Source organism: Chitinophaga horti, from assembly GCF_022867795.2.
Lineage (GTDB): Bacteria > Bacteroidota > Bacteroidia > Chitinophagales > Chitinophagaceae > Chitinophaga > Chitinophaga horti.
The window spans coordinates 5,884,914-5,905,542 of the sequence record NZ_CP107006.1 but is presented as its reverse complement, the minus strand read 5'-3'; the positions used below and the strand labels follow the sequence as shown (position 1 = coordinate 5,905,542).

Here is a 20,629-nt window from a genome sequence, read left to right as displayed (position 1 = left end):
AGCCGTTTAAATGGGAATGGCTTGTTTCATGTACTCCGGCAGCCCGTTTTTTGCACCGCCGCGCTATAAAAAGCTGGCCCGCATTGTATATTATACTATTTTTGAGCCTTAAAACCCTAAAGCTGATATGGACATTACGGCAGGTCAACTATTGAGCCAGATCGAATATCCCTCCGACTTGAGGAAACTGACCCGGGAGCAACTGCACCAGGTTTGCGATGAACTGCGCCAGTTTATTATCGACCAGGTAAGCGTACATGGCGGGCACTTCGCGGCCAGCCTGGGCGTTGTGGAATTGACGGTGGCCCTGCATTACGTGTATAATACACCTTACGACCAGCTGGTATGGGACGTAGGCCACCAGGCTTACGGCCATAAAATACTTACCGGCAGGAAGAGCGTCTTTCATACGAACCGCAAGTACCACGGTATCAGCGGTTTCCCTAACAGGGGCGAAAGCGAATACGATACCTTTGGCGTAGGCCACTCCAGCACCTCTATTTCCGCGGCGCTGGGTATGGCACTTGCCTCCAAATATAAAGGGGAGCACGACCGGCAGCACATCGCTGTTATCGGCGACGGCTCTATGACGGCAGGTATGGCCTTCGAAGCACTTAACCACGCAGGTGTCGCCAATGCCAACGTGCTGATTATCCTCAACGATAACTGCATGTCCATCGACCCGAACGTTGGTGCGCTGAAGGAATACCTGACAGACATTTCCACTTCACACACGTATAACAAACTGCGTGATGATGTATGGAACATGCTGGGTAAACTGCCCGTAGGCAAAAAGTTCACCCGCGACATGGCCTCTAAATTCGAAGCCAGCATCAAAGGCCTCGTGTCTAAGTCGAGCAACCTGTTCGAATCACTGAACCTGCGCTACTTCGGCCCTATCGACGGACATAACATTTCCAAACTGACCGATACCCTGCAGGACCTGAAAGATATTCCGGGCCCGAAACTGTTGCACGTCGTAACAACCAAGGGTAAAGGTTATTCTCTCGCCGAAAAAGACCAGACCAAGTGGCATGCACCCGGACTGTTCGACAAAATTACCGGTGAGATTTTTAAAAAGATACCCGAAGGACCGCAGCCGCCTAAATACCAGGACGTGTTCGGCCTTACCATGATAGAACTGGCAGAGCAGAATGACAAGGTGATGGGTATTACTCCCGCCATGCCATCGGGCTCCTCCCTTAAATTTATGATGGAGAAAATGCCTGATCGTGCATTCGACGTAGGCATTTGCGAGCAGCACGCCGTAACACTGTCGGCCGGTTTGGCCACACAGGGTATGCGTGTGTACTGTAACATTTATTCCTCCTTCATGCAGCGCGCTTTCGACCAGGTGGTGCACGACGTGGCCATTCAAAACCTGCCCGTTGTACTTTGCCTGGACCGTGCCGGCCTGGTAGGCGAAGATGGCGCTACGCATCATGGCGCTTACGATATTTCTTACATGCGCTGTATTCCCAACCTTATCGTGTTTTCACCGATGAACGAGGAAGAGCTGCGTAACATGATGTACACCGCACAACTGCCGGAACAAAAATCACCAGTGGTGATCCGCTATCCGCGTGGCGAAGGGGTGATGTCTGACTGGCGCAAACCATTTGCGGTAATGCCGATCGGTAAAGGTCGTAAAATCCGTGACGGACGTGATGTGGCGATACTGTCGTTTGGCCACCCTGGCAACTTTGTAACAGAAGCCTGCCGCGAGTTGATGAACGACGGGCTGGAGCCGGCACATTACGACATTCGTTTTGTGAAACCTTTGGACAAAGAATTATTACACGAAGTATTTTCCCGCTACGATAAAGTGATCACGGTAGAAGACGGCGCCATCCGCGGCGGCTTCGGCAGTGCCATCCTCGAATTTATGGCGGAGTATAATTATAAGGCGGATGTGAAAATGCTCGGCATTCCCGATCGCCTCGTAGAACATGGCAAACCTGCGGAACTGCATCGCGAATGTGGTTACGACGCTGCCGGTATCGCCATGGCGGTTCGGCAGATGATGAGCAGCCAGGTTACGGTGAGCGAGGGATAAACATCGCCTGCTACAAGACACTACGGACGGAACATGGACGAACGCTATCTGCAGCTGCGTATTACCGCAGTGAAAAAGGAAACCATTGATACTTTCACTTATCGTTTCGAACGAACGGATGGTGGACCGATGGAATACAAAGCCGGCCAGTTCCTTACCTTCATCATTTTTATTCATGATACGGAATATCGCCGCTCGTACTCACTTAGCTCAACGCCGGGTGTGGACGAGCGGCCTGCCGTTACCATCAAGTGGCGCGAAAACGGGGAAGTATCGCGTTACATCATCAAACACTGGCAGATAGGCGATATAGTAACCAGCATGGCACCCTCGGGAAGGTTTACGCTGGATGTTACACCACATCCGCCGAGAGACATTTTCCTGTTAGGTGCCGGTAGCGGCATTACGCCATTGTATGGTATATTACGCCAGGTACTGCGTGATGAACCGGGTAGTAAGGTCACGATGATCTACAGTGCAAAGAACGAACATCATACCCCTTTTCATAAAGAGCTACGCGCACTGGCGGCCGAACATGCCAGCCGTTTCACACTCTTATTTTTCTTCAGCGAACCTACCGAGGAAAGTGAGTTTACCTATCGCCGCATCGGCAACGGTTTACTGGAAATGCTTACTCCCAAACACCTCGCTTATGATCGCAAACAGGCGCAGTTTTTCATCTGCGGACCGTTGGAGTATATGCGCATGTGCATTTTCACCCTCACCTTCATGGGCTTTACCGAGGAGCAATTGCATAAGGAAAACTTCACCGTCAACACCCAGTTCCTGATCCAGAAAGCGGGGACGCCGATTGATAGTAATCCTAAGCAAGTGGTGTTGACCCATGCGGAAAATACATTGGAACTGGCCGTTCCGGGCAACCAGACGATACTGCAAACGGCCCTTAACAAAGGAATAACATTGCCCTTTAGCTGCAGGGGCGGCGTATGTGGCGCATGCACTTCCAGGTGTACAGAAGGTAAAGTATGGATGGCCGCAAACGAAGTACTGACGGACAAAGAGGTGGCAGAAGGCCTCATACTCACGTGTGTGGCTTATCCTGTTTCGGAGACAGTTAAAATCGAATGGTAAAAACAATTTACCCTGTCATTCACGCATTGTTGATTTGTTAGTTGATATTATTTATATAATTTCAGCGAAAACGTACGTGAATGCGCCATACGGCAGTAAAAGCAGCTTGTTTATTCCTCTTGTGGGGATTAGTGTGGGTGAATATCAATGACCGACTGCTGGCGTATGGCGTCCTGAAGTTCCCTCAATTTAGTCCCGCCGCTTTATCTTTCCTTCTGCTTTCTTTTTTTATATTGACCGCCGCCCTGTTGATCTATTTCGTTGTACGATCCTCTCAACAGGCCGTAGAAGGGCCTTCCGGCTACCAGGAGATGTTTTATAACCACCCGGTGCCGATGTGGGTGTATGATACCGACACGCTGCGTTTCCTCGCGGTAAACGATGCTGCGATTGAGAAGTATGGCTTTACGCGGAATGAGTTTCTGAAGATGACGATCCTGCAGATCAGGGATGAAAACGATATTTCAAAGCTGCTGGAAGATCAGCAACGGAGCATCAATAGTAAGTCTTATCGCGGCGTATGGCAGCACCGGAAAAAGAATGGTGAAAACTTCATGGTAGAAATCTACTCCACGCCCAGCCAATATAAACAGAAGCGTGGCCGAATGGTCATGGCCATTGACATCGATGCAGAAATTAAATCGACCATACAGGCAAAGGATTTCGGAACACGTTACGAGTTACTCGCGAAAGTAACGCCCGATGCGATCTATTACTGGGACATGTCGTCTGACCAGGTAACCTGGAACCACGGGCCTTCAACCATATTCGGCTACCAGGAGTCGGAAGTTGAACCCACCTTCCAGTGGTGGGAGCAGCGCGTTCACCCGGACGATCATGACCGCATCATTCGTTCGGTGCGTAATGCCATCCGTTTTGGCAATGTACATTGGGCGGACAAATACCGCTTCCTGTGCACAAACGGTCAATACAAACATGTATACGCACGCGGCAGCATCATCTATAGCAAACAACAGGAAGCGCAGCGAATGGTGGGCGTCGTGCAGGATATTGATAAGGAAGTGAAACAGCAGGAGCAGATTGGCTTATTGTCGCTGGTGGCAAGTCAAACCACTAACTCTGTTTTTATTATGGATGCAGAGGGACGCGTACAGTGGGCGAACGACAGCTTTACACATCATACCGGCTTCTCATTGAAAGAGGCCATCGGCAAACATCCACGGGAATTTATGGCAGGCCCCGAAACCAGCATCGAGGCCATGAACCGGATCGGGAAACAAATGGAAACAGGTGTACCCTTTACCGCGGAACTGGTGCAATACAGGAAAAACGGCGAAGCCTATTGGGTGCATATGTCCGTAACGCCGATACTGGACGACGAGAACAGCGTACAGAAATACATATCTATCCAAACAGATATTACGGAGAAAAAGAATTTCGTAACCTTGCTGCAGGAGCAAAATAATACCCTGCGCGAAATTGCGTGGATGAACTCACACGAACTACGCAAGCCCGTATCTTCCATACTGGCCATCACGTCCCTTATCGACACAGACAGCACCGATCAGCCCACCAACCTGCGGTTGATGCTGATGTTGCAAAAGTCTGTTACCGAGCTGGATGAAATGATCCACCGGATGCAGGAGAAGTTGAAGCAGCAGGAAGACGATCTCCGTTAACGGCTACTGGTGCGCTTCAAATTGCTGAAAGTCGTTTCTTAATTCGTTGTATAATTTATGGAAAGTGTCCATGCGCTCATGTAACCCATCGTGATCGTCAACCGGGCGGTCGGTATGTTCGATGAGTGCGTTGTTCAGGCGCCGGTTGGCTTGTTTCAGATCGTGGAACAGTTCATCGGCAACTTCCAGCTGGCGGATAAACTGGTTTTGAAAGCGCTCGACCTTCACCATTCTTTCATTGCCGCTGTGATGCTGCGAAATAGCCTCCAGCCGGTTGCGCATCGACTTCACGTCCTGGCGCACATCTTCTACTTCATGCTTCCAGGAAAGCAACTGTTCCTGCTGTTCTGAGGTTTGTGTTGGAATTTCCATGTTCAACTGATTTAGCTTTACGAATTATGATAAACGAGCATATACATCATTCACAGCTATAAATCTATATTACTCCATGGTTTGCGACTGCATTATTACGGAATGATCGTCATGCTCAGGCATTGCGGATTCATTTCTAAGTTACGATCTTTTAGCGATACGGCCGGCTTAAAAGCCAGCGCCCCGCCAGAGGCAGGGTGCTGAAGCCTGTTTATTGTATTGTTGTAACCTAATGTAAAAATGCATTGTACATCCACACTTGTTTTTCCTGTTCGCGGATGTAAGTAGTGATGAGGTCGTTGGTACCATCGTCGCCCAGTTCATCGCTTACAGAGCTTACTTCCCTTTCCAGCTGAATGAGTGTTTTAAAACCCTCCAGCACGTGTTTAACGGTCGTTTCAGCGTTACTGTCGTTCGTTATTTCTTTGATGGCAGATAACTGCACGTACTGAGAAAAACTGTGTACGGGTGTGTAGCCCAGCGTCAGTATTCTCTCCGCGATCTCGTCAATCTTAGTCAGTGCATCTGTATAAAGCTCTTCGAACTTTACGTGCAGGGTAAAGAATTTATCACCTTTGATGTTCCAGTGGAAACCACGGGTGTTCTGGTAAAATATCTGGTAGGCTGCAAGCAGGTTATTCAGTTTATCGGCCAGCTCTTTTGCGGTCTTTTTTTCCAGTCCTATTGTTGCTGTATTAGTAGCCATATGAGTAAAGGTTAAACTAGTGAGTAAATTGTGTTAACGGTATATCTATGATCAAAAACTTTGCCGCTTCCAATGCTTTAATCGATGCTGCGCTATAGTTGCTGATGCCGATCGCATCGCGACGGTGAAGGGTTTCGCCTTCTATTTCCACACTGCCTTCCAGTACGAAAATGTAAGCGCCGTTGTATTCTTCTTTAGGCGTGTAAACAAGTTCCTTTCCTGCATCGAACTGGCCGATGGAGAACCAGGCGTCCTGATTAATCCAGAGGGCGTTATCCGTTTTATCGGGAGAGATCAGTAATTGCAATTGGTTGTGCTGACCGGCAGCGTCGAATGTTTTTTGATCGTAACGAGGTGTTACGTTTCGTTCGCGGGGAACAACCATATCTGCAAAAACTCTGCAGGTTCTGTTTTAGAGGCGTTAAACTCTGAGTGTACAACGCCTGTACCCGCCGACATTACCTGTACATCGTTTGCGTTGATGATACCATGTGTGCCCAGGTTATCTTTATGTTCCAGCGCGCCTTTCAGCACAATGCTGATGATCTCCATGTTATCGTGCGGGTGTGCGCCAAAGCCCATTCCTCCTGCTACTACATCATCGTTCAACACACGTAATGCGCCGAAGTGAATACGTTCTTCGTTGTAGTACTGCGCGAAGCTGAAGGTGTGATAACTCTTTAACCAACCGTGGTCCGCGCAACCACGGGAATCTGCACGGTGAACTATCTTTTGCATAACTATTGATGCTTTGTTTTTACATATCAAATGTCCGACAGTAACGCAGGCTTTTCAATGGACGAATTTGCAGAAATGGTGTACTTTTTAATGGCATAAAAAAAGCCGGTATTGCTACCGGCGTTATCACTTAAAACAGGAGGTGTATTACACCAGCTCTGCATCGAAAGTAATGTCTGTATTCAGCAGTTTCGAGATCGGGCAGTTCTGTTTTGCGTCCAGTACCAGTTCATCGAACTTAGCCTTTTCCAGGCCGGGTACAGAAGCTTTCACGCTCAGGTGAATGTTTGGAATAGCACCATTCTCGAACGTTACGGTTGCTTTGGTATCGATATTACCTGGTGTGAAACCGGCGCCTGAAATGTTAAAGCTCAGTTTCATGGTAAAACAGCCGGCGTGGGCCGCAGCTATCAGTTCTTCAGGGTTTGTACCAATACCGTCTTCGAAGCGGGTATTGAATGAGTATTGCGTGTCTTTTAAAACGCCGCTGTCTGTAGCCAGTTTGCCTTTACCTTCTTTGCCGGTACCCTGCCAGTTGGCAGTAGCAGATCTTTTCATGGAAGTTTGCTTTTTTGGGTGATTGAATAATATTTAAAGATTGATATTTCGGAAGGACTCTTACCCGCAAACGTAATGCCGTTAATCATTGCCGGCGGGTTAAGTTAAAGATAAATAAAAAGCCGGGCAATGCAAGCATTACCCGGCCACACTTAACTCCTGACAACCGTTTTACACTACTTCTACAAAATCTTCCAGCGGTTTCCGTACTTTCTGTTTATGCTGATAAATATCGTCAGCGGCGCGGAAGCCTACTGCGGCCAATACAACGGTGCGCAGGTTCCTTTCTCTCAGTCCCAGAATTTCATCGTAAGCGGTGGCGTTAAACCCTTCCATCGGACAGGTGTCGATTCCTTCGATCGCGCAGGCAGTGAGTAGTGTGCCAAGGGCGATATATGCCTGCTTGGAGGTCCACACTGCTGCTTTCTCATGCTCCATTTTTTGAATCTGTCCTTTCATCATCGCCGCAAAACCTTCCAGGGCATCCGTTTCCACGTTACGAGTGGTTGCAGTCAACTTCACATAATCATCCACATGCGTATCGGCAAGTTCATCCACTCTTGCAAAAATCACCAGGTGCGAAGCATCTGTTATCTGTGACTGGTTGTTCGATACTGCTTTCAATTTTTCCCTGATCACCGGATCCTGTACCACTATTACCTTGTAGGGTTGCAATCCATAAGAGGATGCTGAGAGATTGGTAGCCTTGAGTATTCTATCTAACTGCGCAGCACTCAGTCTCTTCACCGGATCAAACTTCTTCGTAGCGTAGCGCCACGACAGCTTTTCAAGAATATCCATAAGACAAAGAATTAAGCTTGTTTAATCAGCTGAACGTTCGCCAGCAATTTCACGTCGTCACTTACCACAATACCACCCGCTTCTGTTGTAGCCGTCCATTTCAGACCGAACTCTTTACGGCTGATTTTGCCGGAAAGCTCAAAGCCTGCTTTCGTCTGACCCCATGGGTCTACTGTTACACCTGCGTACTCTACATCCAGTTCTACCGGTTTAGTATTGTCACGGATGGTAAGGTTACCGTTCAGTTTATAATGTTCGTTATCTTTCTTAACGATGCTGGTAGATTCAAATTTGATCACCGGGAACTCAGCGGCGTTAAAGAAGTCATCACTTTTCAGGTGACCATCGCGCTGCTCGTTCTTCGTGTTGATGCTGTCCACTTTCGCTTCGAAAGTGATTTTAGCATCGGTAAAATCATCATTGGCGGCTTCTACAGTAGCGTCATAATCAGTAAAGAAACCATTCACGTTCGTGATCATCAGGTGTTTTACTTTAAATTCGATTTCGCTGTGTGAAGCATCAATTTTCCAGGTTGCCATTGTGTTTAAGTTTTAATTTTTTAAGATAAGATGTGAGTTATATTGTTATTAGTTTAATCGTCCCAGTCTGCCTTCGCTATAATCCTGTATCGCCTGCGTAATTTCTTCTTGCGTGTTCATGAGGAAAGGTCCGTAAGCAAACACCGGTTCGTTGATAGGCTCTCCGTTTAATACCAGGAGAGAAACATCGGAAACAGCGGTAATGTTTATTTCCTCACCTTCATTTCCAAAACTTACGATCTCTACCTCTTTGGAGATATGTGTTTCGTTGAACTCCGCCTCTCCCTTCAGTACAACGATGCCGGTGTTATAACCTTCCGGCAGTTTGATGGTGATGTTGCGGCCCATCTTCAGCTGCACGTCGTACACGTTGATGGGTGTAAACGTACGTGCGGGACCGTACAAGCCTTCGAACTCGCCTGCGATCACACGCAACTGGCTGCCATCTTCCCATGACTTTACGGGTATGTCTTCACGCAGCAGCGTTTGATAGCCGGGCTTGTTCATTTTATGTGCCTTGGGCAGATTGACCCACAATTGTGCCATTTCAATGGTGCCGCCCTTGCGGGAAAACTCGGTCTCATGTTTTTCTTCGTGCACGATGCCGGAGGCAGCGGTCATCCACTGTACATCTCCTTCGCGCAGCTTTCCATATGCGCCGGTTGAATCGCGGTGTTCCAACGCACCCTGGTAAACGATCGTCACAGTTTCAAACCCACGGTGCGGGTGCTGGTCAACGCCACGAGCCTTGTCGGTAGGCGGAAAATAAACCGGAGCAGCATAATCAAGCAAAAAGAACGGACTAATGGCCTTCCCGATGCGATTACCCCTGGGAAACAGGTTCTGTACCCTAAAGCCGTCGCCGACCATGTTCGGTTTAGAACCCTTATACACCTGAGTTACTTCTTTGCTTGTTTTCATTGTCGAACTCCTTTTTTCTTAATGACTACACAAAAGTACGCGTTACAACATCTATCTTAAATGGACTATTTGCTGTTAGTGGTGTACTTTTTCACTGCGACCAAAATCAGCATTGATTATCAACGAATAATGAAGTTAATGGGTAATAAGCAGCGAAAGTTGGCGGATTAACGGGGGTACATGTACAGATAGTGGGAAATAAACAGGCGTGAAGGGATCACGCCTGCTGATGCGTAAACACGCCGTTTACGCGCGAAGCTTCTTTAAACTCGGAGGGAGTTTGGTTGGTATATTTCTTAAAAAACCTGCTGAAGTAATGTGGATCTTCAAAGCCCAGGTTATAGGCAATTTCTTTTGCCGTAAGATCGGTGTTGTACAGGTAACGCTGCGCCTCCAGGATGATACGGTTGCGGATATGTTCCCCTGCGGTGATGCCGGATAATTGTTTGCTCACCTCATTCAGCAACACCGGTTTAATATGCAGTAAACCTGCATAGTCAGACACGTTCTTCAGGTCGCGGAACTTTTCTTCGATGAGTGTTTTGAACTGCAGGAATAAAGAACTGTTGTGCGACAAGTGGGTGTCGGGTGCCAGTGTATCCACCGCATTCTGTATTCGGGACGAGAGCACCAGGAAATAACGCAGCAGGCCGTGAAAGGCGCTTTCGTAATCATTATCCTTGCGCTCTATTTCTTTCACCATGGTTTTTACCAGCCACTCAAAATCGGCTTGCTGCTCGTCCGGCATGGTTAGCACGGAACTGAAGTGGTTATTGAAGAACAACCCGGAGTTAATGCCCGACGAAAGCTGCGCCTGATCTTTCAGGCACATAAAAGCGTCGTGAAACGCAATCATATATCCATCGGCTTTATCAGAAAACTCCATCTTGTGTACCTGCCCCGGTGCGAGGAAGAACAGCGTATTGCCGGATACTTCGTGGGTAACCGTATCGATAGTATGACGCAGGTGCCCGGTGCGCACCCAATAGATGGAATAGAAGTCGTGGCGATGCGGAGAAGCGTTGTGTTCAAAAAAAGTATCACCCAGTGTGCAGATGGAAGATACGATGAACGGCGCTTCGTCCTGGCCATAATCGGGCAGGCTAACGATCTCTATATGTTCACGTTTATCAATCATCGAATACAACCGGCTCAGCTTCTTCCGGACGGTCAGCGGGATCTATATAATCAATAATAAAGTTATTGCGGCCTTCGCCCACCATGATAGACAGGTACTTCGCCTGCACCAGCTCGAGCATACCGAGAAACAGGAAGATGGCATGTATCCTGTCCTTACAATGATCGAATATCTTTTCAAAAGCCATCGTACGTTCGCCTGCCGCCAGCTCCATCATGTATTGGCGCGAGCCCTCCATGGTGTAGTCGTATTTGTAAACAACGTGCTGGGGCTTATTGTTGCGCTCCTTAACCCGCTGCATCACCTTTTCGAATGTTTTGGTGAGCTTGAACAGGGTGAGGGTCTGCACTTCGGTACCTTCGCTGGTCATTTCACCGATCAGCGCAAGTTCCTTCGCAATGTTGCCACGTTTGATCTGCAACATACGCTCGGCTTCCTTCTCCGCCAGCTCAATGGCAGCCTGCTTGTAACGTTTGTATTCCAGGATCTTGTCCACCAGCTCCATACGTGGATCGATCTCATTACCCTGCTCGTCCAGCTCCTTACGTGGCAGTAACATTTTTGCCTTGATGCGCATCAATGTACTCACAAACAGGATGAACTCACTGGCCAGCTCAATATTCAGCGACTCCATCTGGTGGATGTAATCCAGGAAGTCGCGGGTGATACCGCTGATGGGGATGTTGTAGATATCCAGCTCATCCCTCTCGATAAAGAACAGCAGCAGGTCAAACGGACCTTCGAACTGGGCGAGCTTTATTTTGTATATCTCCTGGTCTGCCAATATGTTGAATATAAGTTAGTTAGAAATAATAAACCTGCTGTTTACGCCAGCAGGTTTATCAAAAATAGCATAATTTTCCGGGAATCAGAAGATGGCCGCAAAGCCCACTCCGATCACCTGTTTTACCTGTAGCCGGGGCCCCATTACGCCAGTAGCCTTGTTTTCGAACACCTTCACATCATCGTCATAGATCATGTCCAGGCTCACCGTTGCCGACAGGTATTTGTTCACCTTCATCGACAATACGTTGGTCCAGAACACGTCTATATTACCGGGGTTCTGTTTATAGTTGGAAAACAGTTCCAGCTTGGTTTTATATACAATGTTTTTAGCGATCTCCTTATTCCAGTTAGCGGACAGGTAAGCACCAAACTCACTTTTCACGTGTTTACCAGTATCCACACCGTAAGCGCCCCTGGCAGAGAGTGTATCGTCCAGCACGGCGACCCAGCGGCCGGTCACCGGCGATATAAAGAGGGAAAACTCTTTGTTCGGCTTGTAATCCAAACCGGGAGAGAGTAAAATGTACGCCGGTGAAAAGAATTTAGACACCAGGTCTCTCGTACTATCGGTCGGGTACAGGTAACCGTTGGCGAACTGTGTGCGCAAGTTAAAGAGGCCGCTGGCATACCAGTTGTTGCCAACATCATAGCCATATTTAGTGGTAAGGTCAATACGATCGTCGCTTTTACGCATACCCAGGCTGGTCGTTTTTACATAACCGTAAGCCAGATCGAGGGTATTATCCCACTCATGCCGGCCTTTAGTATAGTTAGCAAATACGGAGAGGGTCGCCCCGGCGGAGAGCGAGAACTTATCACCACCCGCAGCCCAGTTGGTGAGTGAACCCTGGTTAACATTGAGGTTGAACGTACCACCCTTTTTCCAGAATTTGTGTGAAGTATCGCTCTCGTTGCGCTTGATCTTTTTCCAGTTCTCTTCCCGGGCTTTTTTTAACTCGACTTGCCCATAAAGCAGGTTCACCGCCAGTAGCAGGGCGGTGAACAAACCAAATTTCTTCATTGTTTCTTAAGGTTTATTTAAACATTTTTCTGCTTAATGGCATCTCTGATCTCCATCAGCAATTTCTCTTCAGTTGTAGGACCGGCAGGAGCTGCGGGCGCGGCTTCCTCTTTCTTTTTAAACCTGTTGATGGTTTTGATTACCAGGAATATAGCAAAGGCAATAACGATAAACTCGATGAACACCTGGATGAAGATGCCGTATTTCACTTCGGCAGATCCTACTTTGATCATCCAGCCTTTGAAATCAAAGCCGCCGATAAGGATACCGACCAATGGCATAATGATATTTTCAACAAGGGCGTTTACGATCTTACCAAATGCAGCACCGATTACTACACCGACTGCAAGGTCAATCACATTCCCTTTCGTAGCAAACTCTTTAAACTCTTTAAAAAATGACATGTTGTATGGTTTAAGGTTAGTGTTCTCCCGAAAAAACACGCGATATTAACATTTTGTTCTCGCGATCTATATTATTTTATGGCTTTTTAAGGCCAGGGTATTGCATCTTCAGCTTTACCAGGGTATCTCTCACGGCTTTGGCGATTACATATTCTTTATACCAGTTCTGATCAGCGGGCACGATGGTCCAGGGTACGTCGTTGCAGTGTTCAAACGCGTCTTCATAAGCTTTGCGGTAATCATCCCACCGCTTTGCCTCCTCAAAATCGTTCGCATTGTACTTCCACATCTTACGCGGGTCCTGCATGCGTTCACTCAGGCGCTCCTGCTGCTCTTCCGGCGAAATATGGAGATAAAATTTGAGGATATGGGTATCGTTATGTTGTGTGAGCAGTCGTTCGAAGTCGTTGATGGCAGCGAAACGCTTTTTTACCGTAGCCTTGTCGATCCACTGGTGAACGCGCTGGATCAATACATCTTCGTAGTGCGAGCGGTTAAAGAGGCAAATATTGCCTTTACCCGGTGCCACCCGGTGGATGCGCCACAGGAAGTCGTGGCTCTTCTCCTCTTCGGTGGGTGCTTTGAAGGAATGCACCTGCACACCCTGCGGATTTAATTTCCCGAACACGTTACGGATCACCCCATCTTTACCACTGGCATCCATGCCTTGCAGTACGACCAAAAGCGAATGTTTATGTTCGGCGAAGAGGAGATTTTGCAGCTCGTCCAACTCGTTCAATATCTTCACCGTATCGGCCTTGGTATGTTCTTTATCCAGCTTGGCCGGGGCCTTGGTGCTTATTTTCGACAACTTTAACGGGGGCATACGGTTACTTTTATGTCGATAAATGTAATAAAAAAAGCGGGACCTGTTGGTCCCGCCTTACAATGAAATCGACTAGCAGGGCTTAGATAGCCATGATCTCTTTATCTTTTGCAGCGCAATGTTTATCAACCAGCGCAATGTATTTGTCAGTAAGTTGTTGCACATCACCTTCAGCGCCTTTCGCGATATCTTCGCTCAAACCATCTTTCTGCAGTTTTTTGATCGATTCGATGGCGTCGCGGCGGATGTTACGAACCGCTACTTTGCCATGTTCACCTTCTGCATTCACCCTTTTCACGAGCTCCTTCCTTCTTTCTTCGGTAAGTGGCGGCAGGAACAGGCGAATGATGAGGCCATCATTCTGCGGGTTGAGGCCGATATTAGAAGCGATAATTGCCCTTTCGATGGGCTGTAACATATTCTTTTCCCAAGGCTGAATGGTGAGCGTTCTTGCGTCGGCCACACTTACGTTAGCTACCTGACCGATAAGCGTTGGAGCGCCATAATAATCAACCGTGATACCATCCAGTATCTGGGGATTGGCTTTGCCGGCGCGAATTTTCGTCAGTTCAGTTTCGAGGTGTGCAATGGCTTTATCCATTGTATCGCGGGCATCATCCAGAACTAAGTTAAGATCGTCTTGCATAAGAATAAAAACTTAAAGTGCTTGCAAACCTACATGAATTATTTTAATCATCAAAAGGCGTTTGATGATTCGTATAAATTGGTGAGGATGAGCGGACAATATGTTTTCGGCGGAGTAAAAGCCTATTTGTTCTCCAGCACGCCGTCGGTGCTAACGCGAAGGATTTTGGCCTTGCTGCTAACATGCGCTACTTCTGCTGTTGCGGCGGCCGCAGCTTCCGCTGCTACACGCACCAGTTTTTCTGCACGTTTCTTTTTAAGGAGATACAAAGTGTAAGTAAGGCCAGTGGCCAGTCCCAGCTCGAAGATGAGCAGCGACGTAGTTCCCATACCCTGCAGAGCGAATACCATTACGATGAAACCGGCATTAGCCAGTACCGTGGTCATGGTTGTTTGCCTATGGTTAAGGTCCAATGCAAGCAGGTAGTGGTGAATGTGGTTACGGTCGGCGGAAAAGGGCGAACGGCCTCTCATCATACGGATCGAGAATACGCGCAGCGTATCGAACAAAGGCACGATAAGGATACCGAAAGCTACAGCAGGAACAGATCCGACTGGCATCTTGCTGGCCGGATTGCCACCTACTTCAATGAATTTGATGATGAGGATAGCATTAACAGCGCCGATCAACAGCGAGCCTGTATCGCCCATGAATATTTTTGCTGGTGAAATATTGTAGATAAGAAAACCTGCCAGACCCGCAGCCAGTGAAAATCCCATTACTGCGTACACTGTTTCACCCACATGCAGGAAGTAAGCACCCAGGATAGCAGATACTAACATACCGATGCTGCCAGCCTGACCGTCAACCCCGTCGATCAGGTTAAAAGCGTTGATGATAACAAGTACAGTGAAATAAGTCAGCAGAGAACTCAGGTGCGGCGACATATCGTAGATGCCGAACAGTCCTGAAGCGTTGTGTATCTGGAGATTACCGAGGTAAATGATCGCGAAGGAAGCGGCCATCTGGCCAATTACTTTCTTTAAGGGAGACAGGCCCACCAGGTCGTCTTTAAGCCCAACCATAAATATAATGAAGTAAGCCGCCATGAAATATTGGAGCGGCGATGCACTTTGCGTAGGAATACACACTGCAATTGAGATCAGGAAGCCTGAGAAAAATCCCACGCCACCCAATGCTGGAATACGATGTTTGTGCGCTTTCCGCTCGTCAGGTTCATCATACAGATGCTTCAAATCGGCCACCCTGATGAGGATGGGGACTGAAAAATAGGTTATAACAAAACTAAGTACGGTAGCGATAATTACATTCTCCATATCGGGGGTTGTCTTACAAAGATATTAAATTCAGTGAAATGTGTATCAGCAATTTATAAAAATCATGGCCTTTCGCCACATATCCCCCATTTTTACCCCTTTGCACTAAAAATTGCTATAAAACTTGTTACATTTGCGGCTCATAAAACGCCAATTATCATGCCAGAACTGAAAGATATTGCTACCCAGATCAGGAGGGACATTGTGCGGATGGTGCACGCCGTTCAAAGTGGCCACCCTGGCGGCTCTTTGGGCTGTACAGACTTCCTGACCGCCTTGTATTTCAAGGCAATGGAACACCGCCCCGAGAAGTTCGATATGAACGCCACCAATGAGGATGTTTTCTTCCTTTCGAACGGACACATCTCTCCTGTATTTTACAGTGCACTGGCCAGGTCTGGCTACTTCCCCATCCAGGAACTGAGCACTTTCCGTAAGATTGACTCCCGCCTGCAAGGCCATCCTACCACCCACGAACACCTGCCAGGCATCCGTATTGCCAGTGGTTCACTGGGTCAGGGTATGAGCGTAGCCCTCGGTGCCGCGCTGAGCAAAAAGATGAACAAAGATTCTCACCTTGTTTACTCCCTGCACGGTGACGGTGAGCTGAACGAAGGTCAGATCTGGGAAGCAGCTATGTTCGCAGCACACCATAAGGCCGACAACCTCATTTCCACGATCGACTGGAACGGCCAGCAGATTGACGGTCCGACCGACAAGGTGATGAGCCTGGGCGACCTGGAAGCGAAGTTTAAAGCTTTCGGCTGGAACGTACTGCACATGAACGGTAACGATATGGACGATGTGGTAGCCACGCTCGAAAAAGCGAAAGGTCTTACCGGCAAAGGCCAGCCCATCTGTATCCTCATGAAAACTGCTATGGGCAAAGGGGTTGACTTCATGGAAGGCTCCCACGAGTGGCACGGTATTGCTCCAAATGACGAGCAGCTGGCCAAAGCCCTGGCACAATTGCCTGAAACACTGGGCGACTACTAGCCAGTAGCGCTTTCGTATAACGAAGTGGGGCTGACCAAAAAGTATTGGTCAGCCCTAATTTATTCGGGTACCTGATGGAGACCCGTCATCAAAGCCTTCATTTTGCTTTTTGGTCAGCCCCTTTTAGTCTTGTCTTGGATTACGGGTGTAAACCTTAATCCGGATTATCTCACAAGAGTGTAAACCTATTTTAGGACGTGACACACCCAGATAACTGTCACATAACTCTCTCATTGGACTTACATTGGACTTACATTGGACTTACATTGGACTTCCCCTCTACAACTTTTACATAAAACAGGAAAATGAATGCTCCTGCTCGCTTTAACTGATAGCGAAACTGCCGCTGAAGTGAGTGACACAACGGCGGCTGAACAGGATTACCCCAAGCTGATCAAAAAAGAAGAAATTAGGTAGCCTTCAGATCAATCGGCTGCGCTGCGGCCCGCCTGGCAGGAAGCCAGCTCGCCAGGATGCCGATCACGATGACGGTGCCTGCCACCAGGCCGAAGTCCTCAGCATGCATCTCTACCGGGAAAGCATCTATCAAAAACGAATCGCCGCCAAGTTTGATGATGCCGAACTGTTGCTGCAACACAAGCATGATCAATGCCAGCGCTATGCCCACAACAGAGCCTATTACGGCGATGATCAGCCCCTCGGCCAGGAATATACGAAGGATGCGGCCGTTCGTGCTGCCCATGGCCTTTAAAATCGTAATGTCCTTTCGCTTTTCCAGCACCAGCATCGACAGGGAGCCGAGCATGTTGAAGGCGGCAACGACGAGTATAAAACTCAGGAAACTATACACCACCCACTTTTCGGTGCGCATGATGTTGTAAAGGGTTTTGTTCTGCTCGTAACGCGTCTGCACGTCTACCCGATCGCCGAGTAACTCCTGCAGCCTGCGCTTTACACGGAGGTCGCTGTTACCAGGCTTGAGCGCCAGTTCGAGGCCAGACATCTCGCCAGGCTTCATGTCGAGCAAACTGCGCATGAAGTCGATATGGGTGAGTACGTACTTGCTGTCGAAATCCTGCTGCAGGGCAAAAGTGCCTGCAGGATAGAAATCGCCGTTGTTCAGCGCCTGCTCCGGCATACTAAAATCTGCGCCGGCGCCCCGCCTTGGTACGAATACCGATACAGGCACCACACTGTGCTCTACATCCACGCCCAGTGCCGTTTCCAAGCCAATGCCCACGACCGCGCGATAGCCATGATCGTCTACCGTTTCGAACTTACCACGGATCACTTTGGATTGGATATTGGCTACTTTCATGTAGTGATCGTCCACACCCTTTACCACCGCGATCGTTTGGTCGCCGCCGTAGCTTAACACGGCCTTTTCTTCAATTACCTGCGTGTAATGCGCCACAGCAGGGTCTTTAGCCACTTGCCGTAGCTGCTGTGGCGTAAGCACGAGCGTTTTACCGGATGCCGGTACCACTTTCAGCGTTGGATAAAAGGAGGAGTACAGGGATTTAACGAGGCCTTCAAAGCCGTTAAATACGCTCAACACGATAATGAGCGCCGCCGTACCAACGGCGATAGCGCCCACACTTACCCAGGCAATGATATTAATAGCATTGGTCGATTTCCTGGCCCAGAAATAACGGGATGCGAATTGCCAGATCATGTTGCGCTTTATACGTTAGTCTTTCTTTTCGTCGTCGTTGATCTTCTTGAATATTTCTTCCATCTTAAACACGTAGTCAAGCGTATCGTCTACGAAAAATGCCAGGTAAGGGATGCGGCGCAGCTGTTTAGCCATGCGGTTGCCCAATTCCTTGCGGATCTCTCCGCCACGTTCTTTGATCGAATTAAGCATGGCCACCTGGTCGGGTATTTTGAAAAGGCTCAAGTAGATACGCGCTTCCAGCAGATCCGGCGTCATTTTAACGGAGGAGATAGAGATCATTCCGCCGTTTACGACGTTGAGTCCCATCCGTTGAAAAATGCTGCTCATTTCCTCCTGTACCAGTTGTGCTACCTGTTTCTGCCTTTTAGTTTCTTGCATGATTGTCGGTTTTATCTGAACAACACCCCCACTTCCGTACCAATCCGGGGCCTGTTCAGCCACGAAATTAACCATTTCCTGCGGATTAACAGGCACGGGGCCCAAACCGGATAAATGTAGTAATTTGCGGGCGGACAAAGATTTTAGAGAATGAAAGTTTTCAGGCGGCTGCTGCAATTTGCCACTCCCTTACATCACTTTTTACCGGAATACCTGATATATACCTTTTTCGGCATCATCTTCGGCATGCTGAACTTCACCATGTTAATCCCTTTGCTGGATGCCATCTTCAAAACAAAAGAAGATAAGGTGCCGGTAACCGTGCTGCCGGAGTTTTCTGTCAGCGATCTCAAAGACTTCCTCACAGGTACGTTCGAATATTATAACAATATCATTACTGCTGAACATGGCTCCATATGGGCGCTGGGCTTTGTATGCGCCATCATTGTGGTAGCAGCGATCTTCGCAAACATATCCCGTTACCTGGCTTCGAGGGTGATGGGTAGGCTGAGAATGAAAATCCTGGAAAGGATGCGCAACGATGTATACGCGCGGCTCTCTCATCAGTCACTGGCATTCTATCATAAACGCCAGAAGGGCCAGATTTTATCAACACTCACCAATGATGCACAGGAAGTAGAAAACTCGGTCGTAAACTCTATACAGGTGTTCCTGCGGGATCCGTTTATCATTATCGGGTACTTCGCCGTATTGTTTATGCTGTCCACCAAACTTACGCTGTTCACGATCATCTTCTTCCCTATCTCCGGTGCGTTGATCGGTTATATATCCAAACAACTGAAAAATAAAAGCCGTTATAGCCAGGAAATGCTGGGTAAAATATTGAACGTATCAGAAGAAACGATTGGCGGCATCCGCATCGTACAAGGCTTTACGGCCGAATCATTCATGCAGCGCAAACTGGCTTATATCAACAAACAATTTTCACGTGTAAGCCGCTCGATGTTCAATCAGCGCGAAATGGCCTCCCCCGTGTCCGAAGTGTTAGGCATCGGTGTAGTAGTTGTATTGGTGATGTACGGTGGTAGCCTGATCTTATCCGGCGACACCAGTGAACTTAGCGCGGCCGCATTTATCACCTACCTCGCCCTGTATTCACAGATATTGCAGCCTGCTAAAAATATTTCTAACGCGATTACGACGATGCAGCGCGGCCTCGTGGCAGCAGAGCGTATTTACGAAGTGCTCGACGAGCCGATTACGATCACAGAGAAAGCGAATGCGCAACCGGTGCAATCGTTCGCCGACAGCATTTCTTACCAGAACATGTCGTTCCGCTACGACGATCAGCACGAAGTATTACGCAACATTAATCTCGATATAAAGAAAGGAAAAATGATTGCGCTTGTAGGTCGTAGTGGTGCGGGCAAATCCACCATGGTCGACCTTTTGCCGCGTTTCTATGATGTAACGGAAGGCGCCATCAAAATAGATGGAAAAGATGTGCGTGATCTTAAGTTGACAGACTTACGTCAGCTGATGGGCATCGTATCGCAGGAAGCGATCTTGTTCAATGAAACGGTGTTTAACAACATCGCTTTCGGTCAGCCCGATGCAGATCGGGAAGCAGTGATGCAGGCAGCAAAGATTGCCAATGCGCACGAATTCATCAAAGATCTTGAAAACGGCTACGATACCAACATCGGTGATCGCGGCCTGAAACTCAGTGGTGGTCAGCGTCAGCGCCTCACTATCGCAAGAGCGATCTTCAAAAACCCGCCGATCTTAATTCTCGACGAAGCCACATCAGCACTCGATACCGAATCAGAAAAACTCGTGCAGGACGCATTGAACAAACTCATGCAAAACCGCACCAGCATTGTAATTGCCCACCGTTTATCTACTATTCAGCATGCGGATGAAATTATCGTCATGGAGAAAGGTGAGATCGTTGAACGTGGCCCGCACGAAACATTATTACAACAAAACGGCATCTACAAAAAACTGGTAGAAATGCAGGAATTTAAGTAACGGTAAAATACCTCATAAATTTAACAGGAACGGGCGCTCCCCGTTCCTTTTTTTGTGTTTGCTGGTATCATTTTTGGGCGCCTGATGCGAACTAAAACTGTAT

At 48.2% G+C, this 20,629-nt stretch carries 22 protein-coding genes; 5 read left to right on the top strand and 17 right to left on the bottom strand.

The features are described from left to right. Positions 1-127 precede the first annotated feature (127 nt). The 3 genes from dxs to MKQ68_RS24000 all read left to right on the top strand — a co-directional run bounded on the left by dxs (position 128) and on the right by MKQ68_RS24000 (position 4,788). Positions 128-2,056 (top strand): 1-deoxy-D-xylulose-5-phosphate synthase, encoded by a 1,929-nt coding sequence (gene dxs, locus MKQ68_RS24010; protein WP_264281276.1) that lies wholly within the window; start codon positions 128-130, stop codon positions 2,054-2,056. 33 nt (positions 2,057-2,089) lie between these two features. Next, positions 2,090-3,148: an iron-sulfur cluster-binding domain-containing protein gene (locus tag MKQ68_RS24005; RefSeq protein WP_264281275.1), complete on the top strand. Its 1,059-nt coding sequence runs from the start codon at positions 2,090-2,092 to the stop codon at positions 3,146-3,148. An 80-nt stretch (positions 3,149-3,228) separates the two neighbouring features. Continuing rightward, positions 3,229-4,788, top strand: coding sequence for a PAS domain S-box protein (locus MKQ68_RS24000; RefSeq protein WP_264281274.1), 1,560 nt, complete (start codon positions 3,229-3,231; stop codon positions 4,786-4,788). Between the two features lie 3 nt (positions 4,789-4,791). Here the strand turns inward: MKQ68_RS24000 and MKQ68_RS23995 are convergent, their stop codons facing one another. The 15 genes from MKQ68_RS23995 to MKQ68_RS23925 all read right to left on the bottom strand — a co-directional run bounded on the left by MKQ68_RS23995 (position 4,792) and on the right by MKQ68_RS23925 (position 15,521). Continuing rightward, complete coding sequence (locus MKQ68_RS23995) at positions 4,792-5,160, bottom strand: hypothetical protein (protein ID WP_244845142.1); 369 nt, start codon at positions 5,158-5,160, stop codon at positions 4,792-4,794. Positions 5,161-5,389: 229 nt separating this feature from the next. Beyond that, positions 5,390-5,866: a Dps family protein gene (locus tag MKQ68_RS23990; protein WP_264281273.1), complete on the bottom strand. Its 477-nt coding sequence runs from the start codon at positions 5,864-5,866 to the stop codon at positions 5,390-5,392. A 16-nt stretch (positions 5,867-5,882) separates the two neighbouring features. Then, positions 5,883-6,251, bottom strand: a complete 369-nt coding sequence (locus MKQ68_RS23985) for a pirin family protein (RefSeq protein WP_264281272.1) — start codon at positions 6,249-6,251, stop codon at positions 5,883-5,885. Next, positions 6,224-6,604: a pirin family protein gene (locus tag MKQ68_RS23980; RefSeq protein WP_264281271.1), complete on the bottom strand. Its 381-nt coding sequence runs from the start codon at positions 6,602-6,604 to the stop codon at positions 6,224-6,226. The genes MKQ68_RS23985 and MKQ68_RS23980 overlap by 28 nt, the downstream gene beginning before the upstream one ends. Positions 6,605-6,751: 147 nt before the next feature. Then, positions 6,752-7,162 (bottom strand): OsmC family protein, encoded by a 411-nt coding sequence (locus tag MKQ68_RS23975; RefSeq protein WP_244845152.1) that lies wholly within the window; start codon positions 7,160-7,162, stop codon positions 6,752-6,754. Positions 7,163-7,333: 171 nt separating this feature from the next. Further along, positions 7,334-7,963: an NAD(P)H-dependent oxidoreductase gene (locus MKQ68_RS23970; protein ID WP_264281270.1), complete on the bottom strand. Its 630-nt coding sequence runs from the start codon at positions 7,961-7,963 to the stop codon at positions 7,334-7,336. An 11-nt stretch (positions 7,964-7,974) separates the two neighbouring features. Continuing rightward, on the bottom strand, positions 7,975-8,502 hold the full coding sequence (locus MKQ68_RS23965; RefSeq protein ID WP_264281269.1) for a YceI family protein: 528 nt from the start codon (positions 8,500-8,502) through the stop codon (positions 7,975-7,977). 48 nt (positions 8,503-8,550) lie between these two features. Next, positions 8,551-9,423: a pirin family protein gene (locus MKQ68_RS23960; protein WP_264281268.1), complete on the bottom strand. Its 873-nt coding sequence runs from the start codon at positions 9,421-9,423 to the stop codon at positions 8,551-8,553. A gap of 217 nt (positions 9,424-9,640) precedes the next feature. Beyond that, a complete protein-coding gene (locus MKQ68_RS23955; protein WP_264281267.1) occupies positions 9,641-10,561 on the bottom strand; it encodes an AraC family transcriptional regulator in 921 nt (306 codons plus the stop codon). Then, positions 10,554-11,345, bottom strand: a complete 792-nt coding sequence (locus tag MKQ68_RS23950; RefSeq protein ID WP_264281266.1) for a segregation and condensation protein A — start codon at positions 11,343-11,345, stop codon at positions 10,554-10,556. The genes MKQ68_RS23955 and MKQ68_RS23950 overlap by 8 nt, the downstream gene beginning before the upstream one ends. Positions 11,346-11,429: 84 nt before the next feature. After that, a complete protein-coding gene (locus MKQ68_RS23945) occupies positions 11,430-12,368 on the bottom strand; it encodes a DUF3078 domain-containing protein (RefSeq protein WP_264281265.1) in 939 nt (312 codons plus the stop codon). 17 nt (positions 12,369-12,385) lie between these two features. Then, complete coding sequence (gene mscL / locus MKQ68_RS23940) at positions 12,386-12,772, bottom strand: large-conductance mechanosensitive channel protein MscL (protein ID WP_264281264.1); 387 nt, start codon at positions 12,770-12,772, stop codon at positions 12,386-12,388. 76 nt (positions 12,773-12,848) lie between these two features. After that, positions 12,849-13,598 carry a PPK2 family polyphosphate kinase gene (locus MKQ68_RS23935; RefSeq protein ID WP_264281263.1) on the bottom strand — a complete coding sequence of 250 codons (750 nt, stop codon included), beginning with the start codon at positions 13,596-13,598 and terminating at the stop codon, positions 12,849-12,851. Between the two features lie 82 nt (positions 13,599-13,680). Further along, positions 13,681-14,244: a ribosome recycling factor gene (gene frr, locus MKQ68_RS23930; RefSeq protein ID WP_264281262.1), complete on the bottom strand. Its 564-nt coding sequence runs from the start codon at positions 14,242-14,244 to the stop codon at positions 13,681-13,683. A gap of 122 nt (positions 14,245-14,366) precedes the next feature. Continuing rightward, a complete protein-coding gene (locus tag MKQ68_RS23925; protein WP_264281261.1) occupies positions 14,367-15,521 on the bottom strand; it encodes a glycosyltransferase family 4 protein in 1,155 nt (384 codons plus the stop codon). Between the two features lie 159 nt (positions 15,522-15,680). Between MKQ68_RS23925 and MKQ68_RS23920 the strand changes: the two genes are divergently transcribed. After that, a complete protein-coding gene (locus MKQ68_RS23920; RefSeq protein ID WP_264281260.1) occupies positions 15,681-16,517 on the top strand; it encodes a transketolase in 837 nt (278 codons plus the stop codon). A 409-nt stretch (positions 16,518-16,926) separates the two neighbouring features. Here the strand turns inward: MKQ68_RS23920 and MKQ68_RS23915 are convergent, their stop codons facing one another. Together MKQ68_RS23915 and rbfA are read right to left on the bottom strand one after the other, a co-directional pair. Next, complete coding sequence (locus MKQ68_RS23915; RefSeq protein WP_244845178.1) at positions 16,927-18,153, bottom strand: FtsX-like permease family protein; 1,227 nt, start codon at positions 18,151-18,153, stop codon at positions 16,927-16,929. Between the two features lie 15 nt (positions 18,154-18,168). Continuing rightward, the gene (gene rbfA, locus MKQ68_RS23910; RefSeq protein WP_244845180.1) at positions 18,169-18,534 is read right to left on the bottom strand and encodes a 30S ribosome-binding factor RbfA; all 366 of its coding nucleotides are present in this window, start codon (positions 18,532-18,534) and stop codon (positions 18,169-18,171) included. A gap of 150 nt (positions 18,535-18,684) precedes the next feature. Here rbfA and MKQ68_RS23905 point away from each other — a divergent pair, with 150 nt between their 5' ends. Then, positions 18,685-20,526 (top strand): ABC transporter ATP-binding protein, encoded by a 1,842-nt coding sequence (locus MKQ68_RS23905; protein ID WP_264281259.1) that lies wholly within the window; start codon positions 18,685-18,687, stop codon positions 20,524-20,526. Positions 20,527-20,629 lie beyond the last annotated feature (103 nt).

Bases quoted from the DNA above. Each gene is read 5' to 3' on its own strand.
- dxs (WP_264281276.1), top strand. From the start codon at position 128: ATGGACATTACGGCAGGTCAACTATTGAGCCAGATCGAATATCCCTCC.
- MKQ68_RS24005 (WP_264281275.1), top strand. From the start codon at position 2,090: ATGGACGAACGCTATCTGCAGCTGCGTATTACCGCAGTGAAAAAGGAA.
- MKQ68_RS24000 (WP_264281274.1), top strand. From the start codon at position 3,229: ATGCGCCATACGGCAGTAAAAGCAGCTTGTTTATTCCTCTTGTGGGGA.
- MKQ68_RS23995 (WP_244845142.1), bottom strand. From the start codon at position 5,160: ATGGAAATTCCAACACAAACCTCAGAACAGCAGGAACAGTTGCTTTCC.
- MKQ68_RS23990 (WP_264281273.1), bottom strand. From the start codon at position 5,866: ATGGCTACTAATACAGCAACAATAGGACTGGAAAAAAAGACCGCAAAA.
- MKQ68_RS23985 (WP_264281272.1), bottom strand. From the start codon at position 6,251: ATGGTTGTTCCCCGCGAACGAAACGTAACACCTCGTTACGATCAAAAA.
- MKQ68_RS23980 (WP_264281271.1), bottom strand. From the start codon at position 6,604: ATGCAAAAGATAGTTCACCGTGCAGATTCCCGTGGTTGCGCGGACCAC.
- MKQ68_RS23975 (WP_244845152.1), bottom strand. From the start codon at position 7,162: ATGAAAAGATCTGCTACTGCCAACTGGCAGGGTACCGGCAAAGAAGGT.
- MKQ68_RS23970 (WP_264281270.1), bottom strand. From the start codon at position 7,963: ATGGATATTCTTGAAAAGCTGTCGTGGCGCTACGCTACGAAGAAGTTT.
- MKQ68_RS23965 (WP_264281269.1), bottom strand. From the start codon at position 8,502: ATGGCAACCTGGAAAATTGATGCTTCACACAGCGAAATCGAATTTAAA.
- MKQ68_RS23960 (WP_264281268.1), bottom strand. From the start codon at position 9,423: ATGAAAACAAGCAAAGAAGTAACTCAGGTGTATAAGGGTTCTAAACCG.
- MKQ68_RS23955 (WP_264281267.1), bottom strand. From the start codon at position 10,561: ATGATTGATAAACGTGAACATATAGAGATCGTTAGCCTGCCCGATTAT.
- MKQ68_RS23945 (WP_264281265.1), bottom strand. From the start codon at position 12,368: ATGAAGAAATTTGGTTTGTTCACCGCCCTGCTACTGGCGGTGAACCTG.
- mscL (WP_264281264.1), bottom strand. From the start codon at position 12,772: ATGTCATTTTTTAAAGAGTTTAAAGAGTTTGCTACGAAAGGGAATGTG.
- MKQ68_RS23935 (WP_264281263.1), bottom strand. From the start codon at position 13,598: ATGCCCCCGTTAAAGTTGTCGAAAATAAGCACCAAGGCCCCGGCCAAG.
- frr (WP_264281262.1), bottom strand. From the start codon at position 14,244: ATGCAAGACGATCTTAACTTAGTTCTGGATGATGCCCGCGATACAATG.
- MKQ68_RS23925 (WP_264281261.1), bottom strand. From the start codon at position 15,521: ATGGAGAATGTAATTATCGCTACCGTACTTAGTTTTGTTATAACCTAT.
- MKQ68_RS23920 (WP_264281260.1), top strand. From the start codon at position 15,681: ATGCCAGAACTGAAAGATATTGCTACCCAGATCAGGAGGGACATTGTG.
- MKQ68_RS23915 (WP_244845178.1), bottom strand. From the start codon at position 18,153: ATGATCTGGCAATTCGCATCCCGTTATTTCTGGGCCAGGAAATCGACC.
- rbfA (WP_244845180.1), bottom strand. From the start codon at position 18,534: ATGCAAGAAACTAAAAGGCAGAAACAGGTAGCACAACTGGTACAGGAG.
- MKQ68_RS23905 (WP_264281259.1), top strand. From the start codon at position 18,685: ATGAAAGTTTTCAGGCGGCTGCTGCAATTTGCCACTCCCTTACATCAC.